This window comes from Bradyrhizobium sp. cf659 (assembly GCF_900113725.1).
Lineage (GTDB): Bacteria > Pseudomonadota > Alphaproteobacteria > Rhizobiales > Xanthobacteraceae > Bradyrhizobium.
The window spans coordinates 103,629-117,425 of record NZ_FOQJ01000010.1 but is presented as its reverse complement, the minus strand read 5'-3'; the positions used below and the strand labels follow the sequence as shown (position 1 = coordinate 117,425).

The following is a 13,797-nucleotide window of genomic DNA, read 5'->3' as shown; positions in this document are numbered from 1 at the left end:
TTCGAACGAAAGCGTTTGTTTAAAGGTTTTTGATCGAGGCTGCGTGCGCGTCGGGTGCGAGCCGTTGACGGCCAGCATCCGGGTATGATCAGCGAGGACCGCGGTTCGGTGTTCGCGTTCGTGCCGACTGACAGTCCAGCAGCAATCCGGCGGCTGGGCACAACGGGCAAGGCGCCCGTATGACCCGAAAGGATGGACGCCATCCGAAATCCAAAAACCATGGCAGGATCGCAGGACGCTGATCATCCGCTCCGATCAGCGTCCCGCAATCTTGCGCATGGTTTTTGTTTTTCGAAGCGGCCCTTGTTTCGAGAACCCATGAAAGAAGACCTCTATGTTCAATAAGCATTCAGTCGAGATCGACTGGGGCGGACGCCCTCTCAAGCTCGAAACCGGCAAAATCGCCCGCCAAGCCGACGGCGCCGTCGTCGCCACCTATGGCGAGACCGTGGTGCTCGCCACCGTCGTCGCGGCCAAGGCGCCGCGCGAAGGCGTCGACTTCCTGCCGCTGACCGTCGACTACCAGGAGAAGACCTACGCTGCGGGCCGCATTCCCGGCGGCTATTTCAAGCGCGAGGGCCGTCCGACCGAGAAGGAGACGCTGGTCTCCCGCCTGATCGACCGTCCGATCCGCCCGCTGTTCGTCGATGGCTGGCGCAACGAGACCCAGGTGATCGCCACCGTGCTGTCGCACGACATGGAGAACGACCCTGATATCGTCGCGCTGGTGGCATCGTCCGCTGCGCTGACCCTGTCCGGCGCTCCCTTCAAGGGTCCGATCGGCGCCGCGCGCGTCGGCTTCGTCAATGACGAATACGTGCTCAACCCGACGCTCGACGAGATGGTCGACACCCAGCTCGACCTCGTCGTCGCCGGCACGGCCGACGCCGTGCTGATGGTGGAATCGGAAGCCAAGGAACTGAACGAAGACATCATGCTCGGCGCGGTGATGTTCGGTCACCGCCACTTCCAGCCGGTGATCAACGCGATCATCGAGCTCGCCGAGAAGGCCGCCAAGGAGCCGCGCGAAGTCACCGTCATCGACAATGCCGCGCTCGAGAAGGAAATGCTCGGCCTCGTCGAGCAGGAACTGCGCGCCGCCTACGCCATTCCGGTCAAGCAGGATCGCTACGCCGCGGTCGGCAAGGTCAAGGAAAAGGTGATCGCCCATTATTTCCCCGAAGGGCAGGAGCCGAAATACGACAAGCTGCGCATCGCCGGCGTGTTCAAGGAGCTCGAGGCCAAGATCGTTCGCTGGAACATCCTCGACACCGGAAAGCGCATCGACGGCCGCGACTCCAAGACCGTGCGCAACATCATCGCCGAAGTCGGCGTGCTGCCGCGCGCTCACGGCTCGGCGCTGTTCACCCGCGGCGAGACCCAGGCGATGGTCGTGACCACGCTCGGCACCGGCGAGGACGAACAGTACATCGACGCGCTGTCGGGAACGTACAAAGAGACGTTCCTGCTGCACTACAACTTCCCTCCCTACTCGGTCGGTGAGACCGGCCGCCTCGGCGGCACCAAGCGCCGCGAGATCGGCCACGGCAAGCTCGCCTGGCGCGCGATCCACCCGGTGCTGCCGCCGCATCACGAGTTCCCGTACACGATCCGCGTGGTCTCCGAGATCACCGAATCCAACGGCTCCTCGTCGATGGCTTCGGTCTGCGGCGCTTCGCTCGCGCTGATGGACGCCGGCGTGCCGTTGAAGCGGCCGACCGCGGGCATCGCGATGGGCCTGATCCTCGAAGACAAGCGCTTTGCGGTTCTCTCCGACATCCTCGGTGACGAGGATCATCTCGGCGACATGGACTTCAAGGTCGCCGGCACGGAATCGGGCATCACCTCGCTCCAGATGGACATCAAGATCGAGGGCATCACCGAGGAGATCATGAAGGTCGCGCTCGGCCAGGCCAAGGATGGGCGTATCCACATCCTCGGCGAGATGGCCAAGGCGCTCACCAACGCCCGCGCCGAGCTCGGCGAATACGCGCCGCGCATCGAGACCTTCAAGATCCCGACCGACAAGATCCGCGAAGTGATCGGCACCGGCGGCAAGGTGATCCGCGAGATCGTCGAGAAGACCGGCGCCAAGGTCAACATCGAGGACGACGGCACCGTGAAGGTCGCCTCCAGCGACGGCGAGGCGATGAAGGCCGCGATCAAGTGGATCAAGTCGATCGCATCCGAGCCGGAAGTCGGCCAGATCTATGACGGCACCGTCGTCAAGGTGATGGAGTTCGGCGCCTTCGTGAACTTCTTCGGCTCCAAGGACGGCCTCGTCCACATCAGCCAGCTCGCTTCGGCGCGCGTGCAGAAGACCTCCGACGTCGTCAAGGAAGGCGACAAGGTCAAGGTCAAGCTGCTCGGCTTCGACGACCGCGGCAAGACCCGGCTGTCGATGAAGGTGGTCGACCAGACCACCGGCGAGGACCTCGAGGCCAAGGACAAGGCCGCCGAGGGCGAGAAGGCCCCGCGCGAAGCGGCCGGCGAGTAGTTCTCGTACCATCAGAAACACGAAGGGCGGCCGAAAGGCCGCCCTTTTTGTTTGCCGCTTGTTCGGGCGATATGCGCGACCTCTCCCGCAAGCGGGAGAGGTCGAGCACCTCACGCCGCGATGTCGAACCGGTCGAGGTTCATCACCTTGGTCCAGGCCTTGGCGAAGTCCTTGACGAACTGCTCCTTGGAGTCCGACGTGGCATAGACCTCGGCGTAGGCGCGGAGCTGCGAGTGCGCGCCGAAGATCAGATCGGCGCGCGTGCCGGTCCACTTCACCGCGTTGGTCTTGCGGTCGCGAGCCTCATAGGTGCCGTCGGCCGCCGGCGTCCACTGCGCGCTCATGTCGAGCAGGTTGACGAAGAAGTCGTTGCTCAGCGTTCCCGCCTTCGCGGTGAGGACGCCGTGCTTCGAACCGTTCGCATTGGCACCGAGCACGCGCAGACCACCGACCAGCACGGTCAACTCAGGTCCGGTGAGCTTCAGAAGCTGCGCGCGATCGACGAGCGCTTCTTCCTGCTGCAGGAACTGATGCTTCTTGCTGACGTAGTTGCGGAAGCCATCGACCCGCGGCTCCAGCGGCGCGAAGGACGCCGCGTCGGTCTGCTCCTGCGAGGCATCCATGCGGCCCGGCGTGAACGCGACCTTGACGTCGACGCCGGCGTCCTTCGCAGCCTTCTCGACCGCGGCGGTGCCGCCGAGGACGATCAGGTCGGCGAGCGAGACCTTCTTCGCGCCGGCCGAGGCGTTGAACTCCTTCTGGATCGCTTCGAGCTTGCCGAGGACCTTCGAGAGCTGAGCCGGCTGGTTCACCTCCCAGTCCTTCTGCGGAGCAAGTCGGATGCGCGCGCCGTTGGCGCCGCCGCGCTTGTCCGAGCCGCGGAACGTCGATGCCGACGCCCACGCCGTCGAGACCAGCTCCGGCACCGAGAGGCCCGAGGCCAGGATCTTCGTCTTCAGCGCAGCGATGTCCTGATCGCTGACCAGCTCGTGATTCACGGCCGGGATCGGATCCTGCCAGATCAGCGTCTCCTTCGGCACCAGCGGGCCGAGATAGCGCTGGATCGGACCCATGTCGCGATGGGTGAGCTTGAACCAGGCACGGGCAAAGGCGTCCGCGAACTGATCCGGGTTCTCCAGGAAGCGCCGCGAGATCTTCTCATAGGCCGGATCGAGGCGCAGCGAGAGGTCGGTGGTGAGCATGGTCGGCCGATGCTTCTTCGACTTGTCGAAGGCATCCGGAATGATCGCGTCGGCGCCCTTGGCCGTCCACTGGTTCGCACCGCCCGGGCTCTTCGTCAGCTCCCATTCGTACTTGAACAGGTTCTCGAAGAAGTTGTTGCTCCACTTCGTCGGCGTCGTCGTCCATGTCACCTCGAGACCGCTGGTGATGGAATCGCCCGCCAGGCCCGAAGCGTGCTTGCTCTTCCAGCCGAGGCCCTGCTCCTCGAGCGCACCCGCTTCCGGCTCCGGTCCGACCAGCGACGGATCGCCCGCACCATGGGTCTTGCCGAAGGTATGACCGCCGGCGATCAGCGCGACGGTTTCCTCGTCGTTCATCGCCATGCGGAAGAAGGTTTCGCGGATGTCCTTGGCCGCGGCGATCGGGTCCGGCTTGCCGTTCGGGCCTTCCGGATTGACGTAGATGAGGCCCATCTGCACCGCGCCGAGCGGCTCGGCGAGCTGGCGCTCGCCGCTGTAGCGCTCATCGCCCAGCCAGGTGCCTTCCGGACCCCAATAGAGCTCTTCCGGCTCCCACACGTCGGCGCGGCCGCCGGCGAAACCAAAGGTCTTGAAGCCCATCGACTCCAGCGCGACGTTGCCGGCGAGCACCATCAAATCGGCCCAGGAGATCTTGCGGCCGTATTTCTGCTTGATCGGCCAGAGCAGCCGGCGCGCCTTGTCGAGGTTGGCGTTGTCAGGCCAGCTGTTGAGCGGCGCGAAGCGCTGCTGACCGGCGCCGGCGCCACCGCGCCCGTCGTTGATGCGGTAGGTGCCCGCGCTGTGCCAGGCCATGCGGATCATCAGGCCGCCATAATGACCGAAGTCGGCGGGCCACCACTCCTGCGAGTCCGTCATCAAGGCGGTCAGGTCCTTGATGACCGCGTTCAGGTCGAGGGTCTTGAATTCCTTGGCGTAGTCGAATTCCTTGCCCATCGGGTCGGACAGGCCGGAATTCTTGTGCAGCATCTCGATGCTGAGCTGGGTCGGCCACCAGTCGCGGTTTGCCGGCGCACGTTTTCCACCCGAAAACGGGCACTTTGAAGAGTCGTCCATGAATACCTCCTCTGGTGGCGTCGAACTCGCGCCTTTGACCAGGTAGAACCACTCTAAGCCCCGCATTCCATCAGGGGAAGTTGACTTTAGTGATCGCTGCGATAGGATTTTCTGATGGTCAACGTGACGATGCGCCAGCTCCGGTATTTCGACGCGCTGGCGCGTCACGGGCATTTCGGGCGCGCGGCGGAGGCGAGCTCGATCTCGCAGCCGGCCCTCTCGATGCAGATCAAGGAACTGGAGGAGGCGCTCGGCGGCCTGCTGCTGGAGCGTACCGCCCGGCAGGTCGCGCTGACGCGGTTCGGCGAAGAGCTCGCGCCGCGCGTCCGTGACATCCTGCGCTCGGTCGACGAGCTCGGCGATTTCGCACGGGCGTCGCAGGACCGCTTCGCCGGCCGCCTGCGCATCGGCATGATCCCGACGATCGCGCCCTACCTGCTGCCCAAGATCACCAAGAATCTCACGCGCATGCATCCGGAACTCGACATCCGCGTGCGCGAGACGATGACGCCGCGGCTGATCCAGGAACTGGTCGAAGGCCGGCTCGACACCGCCATCGTCGCGCTGCCGGTGTCCGAATCCTCGCTCACCGAGGTCGCCCTGTTCGAGGAAAAATTCCTGCTGGTACGGCCGGGCGCGGATGAGGGAACGCCCGCACCCTCGCGGGAGATGATGCGGGAGATGCGGCTCCTGCTGCTCGAGGAAGGACACTGCTTCCGCGACCAGGCGCTGTCGTTCTGCAACATGCAATCGGCGCCGCCGCGCGAGATGCTGGATGCGAATTCGCTGTCGACGCTGGTCCAGATGGTCAGCGCCGGCATCGGCGTCACCTTGATCCCGGAGATGGCGGTGCCGGTGGAGACGCGATCGGCCTCGGTCTCGCTGACGCGCTTTCGCGACCCGCAGCCCTCGCGCACCATCGGCATGGTCTGGCGCAAGACCAGCCCGCTGGCGCGGCAGCTGCTCCAGATTTCCGAGGTGGTGTGCCTGTCGGCCGGCAAGGTGCGGACACGGCAATCCGTGCGCGGCCACAGGGCCTGACTTCCGATGTCGCATCTCGTCATTCGCCCTGCAAGCGCGGACGAATATGACGAGATCGCCCGCGTCTGGATGGAGAGCTGGGTCTCGACCGGGCTTGCCGAGGCGAGCAATTTCCTGCTCGCGAACCTGCGGGCGCGCATCCGGCGCGAGATCGAGGACGGCTGGAGCCTGTTCGTCGCCGACGATGGCGGCACGATTGCCGCGATGCTGGCGCTGCATCTGCCAAAGCTCTATCTCGACCAGCTCTTCGTCGCACCCAGCCATCAGGGCCAATCGTTCGGGCGGCAATTGCTCGCGTTCACGCGCACGCAAATGCCCGACGAGATGTACCTGCGCTGCGTGCGCGAGAACGAAAAGGCCTGGCGCTGGTATGAGCGCGAGGGTTTTGTGTTCGAGAAGGAAGAGGTCGCGACGGCAACGGGCTTCATGATGAAGTGCTACCGGTGGAAGCGGCAGCGCGCCGCCGGATAGGCAGTGACCACCGGCCGCAGCTTGCGGTTGTCACAATCCCAACCTAGTGTGGCGTGTCCGACATTCTCCTGCTTCTGATCTTCTGGAATCCATGGTTCGAATTGCTGTCTCGGTCGTCGCCCTGCTGTCCTTGCTCGCTCCGGCAGCTGCGCAAACCCCTCCCGCAACCACCGCACTTCCCGCTCAAACTGCGACACCGGCAAAGCCGGCGGCCAAGAAGGCCGCGAAGCCAAAAGCAGCGCCGGCCAAACCCGCGGAACAGACGACGGCCGGTCCTTGCGGCATCGGTGTGATCGCGGCGACGCAGGACCCGTTCGTCGTCGAGAAGATCGGCCTAACGGTGTTCGGCAACGTATATGCGGAAGTGCCGGTTTCCTGGGGCCTTGACGATCTAGTTTTCGCACGTGTGCGTGCGGCGGCGGGCGCAACGCCGCTCCGGCGAATCGCCTACGCCAAAGGCGCGTTCGACACCTATTATCACCCGAAGCCCAGCCTGTTTCGCAACGACCGCGAAGAGCTGTCGAACCTGGTCCGTCAGATCGCGGGCAATGCTGGCTGCGAACGATATATCGTCGTCACGCGCGGCGAGGGGATGCTGCCGGGGACCAATCAGCCGCTCCGGGGACTCGGCATTCTCAATCGTGGTGTAGGTATCATCAGCTATTCGTATCTTTACGTCTATGTCGGCGTGACCGTGCTCGACGGCCAGACCTTTGAAATCAAGAAGGGGCCTGGCGTGACGTTGGAAGGCGTCATGAGGCATATGGCTGACAACTTTGTGCAAGACGAACATCTGCGCAAAGTGGACAACTCCCTGTTTCCGGCCACGGCGGCCGACTCCGCCAGCAACACGACCCTGCGCGACAACATTCGCGATTTCCTGACGGAGCGGCTGGACAAACCTTGCCACCCTATTTCGCGCAGTGAGGCGCGGTGACGTGTGACGATGAACCTGCTTGCCGCCGCATTGGTCTCATATGCGCTTTTGTCGCCGACAGGTGGGCAAGTGCAGCCTGCGCCAAAGCCGGAGGTGGTCAGGCCTACCGTCAGGAAACCCGCAACTGTCGCTCCGACCAGGCCTGTCGAAACTGGCCCGTGCCAGATCGGCGTGATTCCGATCGCCGGCGACCTCTTCATGGTCGAGAAATTCGGACCCTTCAGGTCCCTGGATAAATATTCGCGGACCTCCGTTGCGGCGTGGGCGCTCGACGACCTCGTCGTCTCGCGCGTTCGCGCCGCTGCCCCCGGCATTGCCGTGAAAAGGATTCCCTTCACCAGGGAAGAGCTCAAGTCCGGAGGTCGAGAAGGACAGAAGCTATTTTCTTCTTATCGCATCGCGTCCGACCTCGAAGACTTCGTTCGGTTTCTCGCGCCGAAAGTCCAGTGTGAGCGCTACGTCATGGTGCATCGTCACGGCGGGAGCCAACGGGAGTACGGCATTGGAATCTCGCAATACCCTTTCAACGGGCCCGTACATCTCTTCGCCATGATGTACATCAGGGTCTATGACGGCACGACCTTCGCGTTGATCAAGGAAGCGCCCGCCTTGATGACCGAGGACACGTTTTCGGAGCGCCTGCTGCATTATCCGCTTGGCGGCCCGTCGACCCAGTTGGATCGCGCGATGTTTCCGGAGAAACCGGCGGACGTAGCCAACAATCCAGCGCTGCGCGACGGCGTGCGCACGATGCTGACGAAGAGCCTCGACAAGACGCTGCCGGCCCTGCTGCAACGTCCGGCACCGCCTCCGTCGCGTTGACCAAGATGTCGCTCGCGGCACGGCGCATCCATCTAGGCCTAGTGCGTTGCGAATGCACGGCAAACGCGCCATGAATTGCGCGCTGTTCGCCTCCTGCCGATGGAAGGTTTCTCGCCATGATCAAGCTCTATTGGTCGCCCCGCTCGCGCTCGTTCACGACGCTCTGGCTGATGGAAGAGAGCGGCCTGCCCTATGAGCGCGTGCTGACCGACATCTCGACCGGCGCGCAGAAGGCGCCGGACTATCTAGAGATCAACCCGATGGGCAAGGTGCCGGCGCTCAGCGACGGAGACGCGGCACTCGGCGAGGCCGCGGCGATCTGCGCCTATATCACCGACCGCTATCCCGAGACGAAGCTTGCACCCGCTGTGACTGATCCGCGCCGCGCGCGCTATCTGCAATGGCTGTTCTTCTCGCCGGGCTGCATTGAGCCCGCCATCATCCAGATCTTCACCAAGATCGAGATCGCGACCTCGACGGCGGCGTGGGGCAGCGCGACGCAGGTGTTCGACGTGCTGGAAGCTGCGCTCGCCAAGGGGCCGTGGATTCTCGGCGAGGATTTTTCGGCTGCCGACATCACGATCGGCTCCGGCCTGAACTTTGCGGTGCGCCTGTTCAAGATGGTGCCGTCGCGCCCGGCCTTCGATGCCTATCTGGCGCGCTGCATGGCACGACCTGCATTTCAGCGCGCGGAGAAGATCGCGGCCGGGTGAAGCAGCTCGCTTACAGTCTGATCTTGAGGACGGCGAGCCCGGACTGCTGGAGCAGCCCGGAGGATGTCGCCGAGAGGCCGTAGCGGAGGCCAAGATCGAAACGACTGTTGTCGGCCGCGACGAGGCCCAGCGCGGTCGAGTAGATCCACGGCGACAGGGCAAGGCCGCCGATCGTGAAGGTCTCGCCGCCTCCGGCAAACGCTGACTTGATCTGAAGTCCCTGATTCAGCGCGTTGTAGCCGACGCCGACATCGCCGGTAAGATAGACGTGCTGCGCGATCCTGTAGGCGCCCTTCAGCCCTGCCGTCAGCGTCAATTCGCGATAGGCTTGCGAATCCACGTTGAGGCTGAAGCCGCCTGCGCCACCTTCCTGATAGGCGGGCGAACGAACCTGTCCATAGTCCAGCCGCAGTGACGGGGCGATCGCAAATCCAGGCTCGATCGGGATCAGCTTGCGAACACCCGCACCGGCGTGCCCGCTATAGGACCGATAGCCGGCCGCAGCGGAACTGTTGATGAACGTGAGCGAGCGGCTCTCGCCATTGTCGTTCAGTGCGCCGTCAAGCTGGCCATCGACCTGAACGCCATGGCCGAGCGCATAGGCGCCGTAGAGTCCGGCCTGATAGGAATCGATGGCGAGCCGGTTCGGGACTGCATCCTCGCTGCCGGTGATCGTCTGATGCGAATAGGCGAACACACCGCCTAGCATTGCGCGTGGCGAGACCGTCGTGTCCGCACCGACGGCGACGCCGCCGCCGGACGCGTTATAGCCGGGGACGCCATCCACGCTGCTCTGCCGGACACTGCCGCCGAGCGGCTTCATCCAAAAACTCCGCTCAGGTGTTGCACCCGCGTTCAACCCGAGCACGTCGTCCAGCCGCCCCGTCATCGCCTGATGGAACATGCGCTGCGTGGAATAGGTCGCCTGCGATGCCGCGCCGGTGAGTACAGGCAATGTCTGGTTGACGGCGTTGACGAGACCGGAGCCGCTGAGATTGTCGAGCGCGGTGAACCCGGTCGCCATGCTGCCGGTCCAGCCGAGTGACGTCGCGGACAGGCGATAGAGCATGTCGGCCGCGCCTGATCCCGCACGGCTGTTCTGCGCCTGAAGCGTTTCGGCGTAGGGGCGCACCAAGGAGAGATAGGCGACGCCGCCGATCGGGTTGCCCGAGAGATCGTAGCTGCTGACGAGCATCCGTGCGCCCGATGCGTCGCCGCTGGCTGCGCCATAGAGGCTGGCGAGCGTGCCGCGCGAAAGCGTGTTGAAGAGCACGTTGCCCTCCGGCGTCACCGACCCCAGCAGTGTGAAGTTCGCGGCACTGCTTCCCGCGGGCGCGACGCCGGCGCCCCAGAAATATCCATTCTGGTAATTCGTGATGACGAAGCGGCCGGGCGCGGACGTGCCGAACAACGTGGAGCTGACGATCCGCCACGGCGTACCCGATGTCCAGGCCCATTGCGGTACGGAGTTCGCGGGAACGGCCTGCGAGGCCGGCGGCGTGAAGGTCGCGGGATCGTAAGGAAGCATATAGGCCCAGTGCGTCACCAGCAGGCTGTCGCCGGTGATCATCTGCATTTCCATCGCGGTCACGCCGTTGACGGTTCGCATATGGCCGAGACCGACGGTCACTGCGCCGCCCGCGGTCGGCGTGAACAGCATCGTGATCTGGCCCGCGGTCGTGACGAACCCCTGGATGGTCGAGGTATCCGTCAGAAGCGCCGGACCAAGCTTGAGTTGCGCCACGCTCGTTCCGGTGAAAGCACCGTTGGTCGCGGCCGCAAGCGACCATAGCGTCTGGTCGCCGATCGGGATTGGATTGGAGAAGCCGGTCTTCGGCGCGGCGTAGGCCAGCAGCTGCGCGGTTGGTACGTACCAGTTCGTGTTGGAGAGCGTCGAATCCCAGATCGCCGACTGCGCCAGGGCACGGGAGTTGCCGCAGACCAACGCGACGCCCATGGCGGCCGCCAGCGCGCCTGCGCGACAAATCGCATGCACCCTCGGCAAGATCGTTCCTCCTGAACCGCGGGACGCGCCATTCACGCGGCGCCACCGGGCAGAGGAAACACCATCTTATGGGAGAGTCTGCCCCATGATCGTGGGGGATGCGAGGAAACGTCGCGGCTTCGAGCGGCCTGCGGACGTTTTATTCCGGCTTCAGATCGTCCGGCCTCGGCATCAAAACGATGTTGTAGCCGGAATCGACGTAATGGATCTCGCCGGTCACGCCGCCGGAGAGGTCCGACAGCAGATACAGCGCCGAGCCGCCGAGCTCGTCGAGCGTGACGCCGCGGCGGAGCGGCGAATGCTTTTGCATGAAGGCAAACATCGCGCGCGCCTCACCGATGCCGGAGCCGGCGAGCGTGCGGATGGGGCCGGCGGAGATCGCGTTGACGCGAATGCCGCGCGGTCCGAAATCGGAGGCGAGGTAGCGCACCGACGCCTCCAGCGCCGCCTTGGCCACGCCCATCACGTTGTAGTTCGGCATCGCGCGCTCCGAGGCGCCGAAGGTCAGCGTGATCATGCTGCCGCCCTCCGTCATCAGCTCGGCGGCACGTTTTGCGACCTCCGTGAACGAGAAGCAGGAGATCACCATGGTGCGCGAAAAATTCTCGCGGCTGGTGTCGGCGTAGCGGCCCTTCAGCTCGTTCTTGTCGGCGAAGCCGATCGCATGGATCACGAAATCGAGCCGGCCCCACTTTTCGCGGAGCGCGGCGAAGGTGGCATCGACGCTGGCGATGTCCTCGACGTCGCACGGCAGCACCAGATCCACACCAAGCTGCTCCGCCAACGGCTTGACGCGCTTGCCCAAGGCATCGCCCTGGAAGGTGAAGGCAAGCTCGGCGCCGTGGGCATGCAGCGTCTTCGCCATGCCCCACGCGATCGAATGATCATTGGCGATGCCCATGATCAGACCGCGCTTGCCCTTCATCAGTTCCTGCATTGCAGCCGTCGCTCCTATTCTCGACGTCATCGCCCGCCTTGTGCGCGCTGCGCACTGGGGCGGGCGATCCAATATTCCGAGACAGTCATGATAATCGCGAGGCCGCGGCGTACTGGATGCCCCGCCTCCGCGGGGCATGACAGCGTGCTGGGCTTACACATCCAGCCGGCTGAACACCAGCGTGGCGTTGGTGCCGCCGAAGCCGAAGGAGTTCGACAGCACGGTGCCGATCTTGACGTTGTCGATGCGCTTGCGCACGATCGGCATGTCGGCGAACACGGGATCGAGCTCCTGGATGTGCGCGCTCTCGCAGATGAAGCCGTTGTTCATCATCAGCAGCGAATAGATCGCCTCCTGCACGCCGGTGGCGCCCAGCGAATGGCCGGTCAGCGCCTTGGTCGCCGAGATCGGCGGGCACTTCTCGCCACTTCCGAACACCCGACGGAGCGCGTCAATCTCCGGCGGATCGCCGGCCGGCGTCGAGGTCGCATGCGGATTGATGTAGTCGACCTTGGTCTTCACCGTCGACATCGCCATGCGCATGCAGCGCTCGGCACCCTCGCCGGAAGGCGCAACCATGTCGTAGCCATCGGACGTCGCGCCATAACCGACGATCTCGCCATAGATGCGCGCGCCGCGCGCCTTGGCATGCTCGAGCTCTTCCAGCACCAGCACGCCGGCGCCGCCGGCGATGACGAAGCCGTCGCGGTTGAGGTCGTAGGGGCGCGACGCCGTGGCGGGCGTGTCGTTGTACTTCGAGGACATCGCGCCCATGGCGTCGAACAGCACCGACAGCGACCAGTCGAGCTCCTCGCAGCCGCCGGCGAAGATGACGTCCTGCTTGCCGATCTGGATCGTCTCATAGGCATTGCCGACGCAGTGGTTCGACGTCGCGCAGGCCGAGGAGATCGAATAGTTGACGCCCTTGATCTTGAACCAGGTCGCGAGCGTCGCCGAGGCCGTGGAGGACATCGCCTTCGGCACGGCAAACGGTCCGACGCGCTTCGGCCCCTTGGTACGGGTGATGTCGGCGGATTCGACGATGGTCCGGGCGGACGGGCCGCCGGAGCCCATGATGATGCCGGTGCGGATGTTGGAGACTTCGTCAGGCCCTAAACCGGAATCCTGGATCGCCTGCTCCATCGCGACGTGATTCCACGCTGCGCCCTGGCCGAGGAAACGCATGGCGCGGCGATCGACCACCGTCGAAGGATCGAGCGTAGGCTCACCCTGCACCTGCGAACGGAAGCCGAGCTCGGCATATTTCTCAGCCCGCGAAATGCCCGACTTCGCCTCGTGAAGGCTCGCAAGCACTTCCTGGGTGTTGTTTCCGATGGACGAGACGATGCCCATCCCGGTGACCACAACCCGCCTCATGACAGCCTCGCCTAAATCGTTGTCTTTCTTTGTGATGCGTTCAGCCCAGGCTCGTGCCCTGCTTGAACAGGCCGACCTTCAGGTCCTTCGCGCGATAGATAATCTGGTCGTCGACCGAAAGCCACCCGTCGGCAATACCGAGCACGAGCTTTGCCCGCATCACGCGCTTGATATCGACGTTGTACACAACCTTGCGGGCCTCGGGCAGCACCTGGCCGCTAAACTTCAGCTCGTTCAGGCCAAGCGCGCGACCGCGACCTTCACCGCCGCTCCAGCCCAGATAGAAGCCGACCATTTGCCACAGCGCATCGAGGCCGAGGCAGCCGGGCATCACCGGATCGCTCTTGAAATGGCAGCCGAAGAACCAGAGGTCGGGCTTCACGTCGAGCTCGGCACGCACCAGTCCCTTGCCGAACTCGCCGCCATTGTCGTTGATTTCCGTGATGCGGTCGAACATGAGCATCGGCGGCAGCGGCAGCTGGGCATTGCCCGGGCCGAACATCTCGCCGCGGGCACACGCCAGCAGATCTTCGTATTCGTAACCGTTGCGCCTGTTCAGCATGCATGAGCCTCTGTTCAAAGTCCGATTGAGCGACGTTTTTTGGCGAAAATGGGCCCCGTCCCGGTCGGAGAGCAACGCCAACTGCCATCGTCAGGCGCAACTCCCACAAGCCCCGTATGGACTGCGGACCGGGCCTCGATGCCCGGGTGCACCAAAATC

General features: G+C 64.3%; 11 protein-coding genes. 6 read left to right on the top strand and 5 right to left on the bottom strand.

Annotated features, from left to right (window positions below; all coding sequences use genetic code 11):
- Window positions 1-334: 334 nt before the first annotated feature.
- Window positions 335-2,497, top strand: a complete 2,163-nt coding sequence (gene pnp / locus BM118_RS30990) for a polyribonucleotide nucleotidyltransferase (protein WP_028172517.1) — start codon at window positions 335-337, stop codon at window positions 2,495-2,497.
- A gap of 110 nt (window positions 2,498-2,607) precedes the next feature.
- Here the strand turns inward: pnp and katG are convergent, their stop codons facing one another.
- Window positions 2,608-4,773: a catalase/peroxidase HPI gene (gene katG / locus BM118_RS30985; RefSeq protein WP_177234860.1), complete on the bottom strand. Its 2,166-nt coding sequence runs from the start codon at window positions 4,771-4,773 to the stop codon at window positions 2,608-2,610.
- A 114-nt stretch (window positions 4,774-4,887) separates the two neighbouring features.
- On the opposite strand from katG, the gene BM118_RS30980 reads away from it, so the two are divergent.
- From BM118_RS30980 to BM118_RS30960, 5 genes are all read left to right on the top strand, one after another.
- A complete protein-coding gene (locus BM118_RS30980; RefSeq protein ID WP_092190684.1) occupies window positions 4,888-5,814 on the top strand; it encodes a hydrogen peroxide-inducible genes activator in 927 nt (308 codons plus the stop codon).
- Between the two features lie 6 nt (window positions 5,815-5,820).
- Window positions 5,821-6,285: a GNAT family N-acetyltransferase gene (locus BM118_RS30975; protein ID WP_092190422.1), complete on the top strand. Its 465-nt coding sequence runs from the start codon at window positions 5,821-5,823 to the stop codon at window positions 6,283-6,285.
- A gap of 91 nt (window positions 6,286-6,376) precedes the next feature.
- Window positions 6,377-7,222: a hypothetical protein gene (locus BM118_RS30970; RefSeq protein ID WP_244550278.1), complete on the top strand. Its 846-nt coding sequence runs from the start codon at window positions 6,377-6,379 to the stop codon at window positions 7,220-7,222.
- 9 nt (window positions 7,223-7,231) lie between these two features.
- Window positions 7,232-8,044 carry a hypothetical protein gene (locus BM118_RS30965; RefSeq protein ID WP_143099545.1) on the top strand — a complete coding sequence of 271 codons (813 nt, stop codon included), beginning with the start codon at window positions 7,232-7,234 and terminating at the stop codon, window positions 8,042-8,044.
- Between the two features lie 116 nt (window positions 8,045-8,160).
- Window positions 8,161-8,757, top strand: coding sequence for a glutathione S-transferase family protein (locus BM118_RS30960; protein ID WP_092190418.1), 597 nt, complete (start codon window positions 8,161-8,163; stop codon window positions 8,755-8,757).
- A gap of 10 nt (window positions 8,758-8,767) precedes the next feature.
- Here the strand turns inward: BM118_RS30960 and BM118_RS30955 are convergent, their stop codons facing one another.
- From BM118_RS30955 to fabA, 4 genes are all read right to left on the bottom strand, one after another.
- Complete coding sequence (locus BM118_RS30955) at window positions 8,768-10,753, bottom strand: autotransporter family protein (protein WP_244550283.1); 1,986 nt, start codon at window positions 10,751-10,753, stop codon at window positions 8,768-8,770.
- Between the two features lie 148 nt (window positions 10,754-10,901).
- Window positions 10,902-11,699 (bottom strand): enoyl-ACP reductase FabI, encoded by a 798-nt coding sequence (gene fabI / locus BM118_RS30950; RefSeq protein ID WP_092190416.1) that lies wholly within the window; start codon window positions 11,697-11,699, stop codon window positions 10,902-10,904.
- A 153-nt stretch (window positions 11,700-11,852) separates the two neighbouring features.
- Window positions 11,853-13,076, bottom strand: coding sequence for a beta-ketoacyl-ACP synthase I (gene fabB / locus BM118_RS30945; RefSeq protein WP_092190414.1), 1,224 nt, complete (start codon window positions 13,074-13,076; stop codon window positions 11,853-11,855).
- 40 nt (window positions 13,077-13,116) lie between these two features.
- Window positions 13,117-13,638: a 3-hydroxyacyl-[acyl-carrier-protein] dehydratase FabA gene (gene fabA / locus BM118_RS30940; RefSeq protein WP_092190412.1), complete on the bottom strand. Its 522-nt coding sequence runs from the start codon at window positions 13,636-13,638 to the stop codon at window positions 13,117-13,119.
- Window positions 13,639-13,797 lie beyond the last annotated feature (159 nt).

Bases quoted from the DNA above. Each gene is read 5' to 3' on its own strand.
- BM118_RS30960 (WP_092190418.1), top strand. From the start codon at position 8,161: ATGATCAAGCTCTATTGGTCGCCCCGCTCGCGCTCGTTCACGACGCTC.
- BM118_RS30975 (WP_092190422.1), top strand. From the start codon at position 5,821: ATGTCGCATCTCGTCATTCGCCCTGCAAGCGCGGACGAATATGACGAG.
- katG (WP_177234860.1), bottom strand. From the start codon at position 4,773: ATGGACGACTCTTCAAAGTGCCCGTTTTCGGGTGGAAAACGTGCGCCG.
- fabB (WP_092190414.1), bottom strand. From the start codon at position 13,076: ATGAGGCGGGTTGTGGTCACCGGGATGGGCATCGTCTCGTCCATCGGA.
- fabA (WP_092190412.1), bottom strand. From the start codon at position 13,638: ATGCTGAACAGGCGCAACGGTTACGAATACGAAGATCTGCTGGCGTGT.
- BM118_RS30965 (WP_143099545.1), top strand. From the start codon at position 7,232: ATGAACCTGCTTGCCGCCGCATTGGTCTCATATGCGCTTTTGTCGCCG.
- BM118_RS30970 (WP_244550278.1), top strand. From the start codon at position 6,377: ATGGTTCGAATTGCTGTCTCGGTCGTCGCCCTGCTGTCCTTGCTCGCT.
- pnp (WP_028172517.1), top strand. From the start codon at position 335: ATGTTCAATAAGCATTCAGTCGAGATCGACTGGGGCGGACGCCCTCTC.
- BM118_RS30980 (WP_092190684.1), top strand. From the start codon at position 4,888: ATGGTCAACGTGACGATGCGCCAGCTCCGGTATTTCGACGCGCTGGCG.
- fabI (WP_092190416.1), bottom strand. From the start codon at position 11,699: ATGCAGGAACTGATGAAGGGCAAGCGCGGTCTGATCATGGGCATCGCC.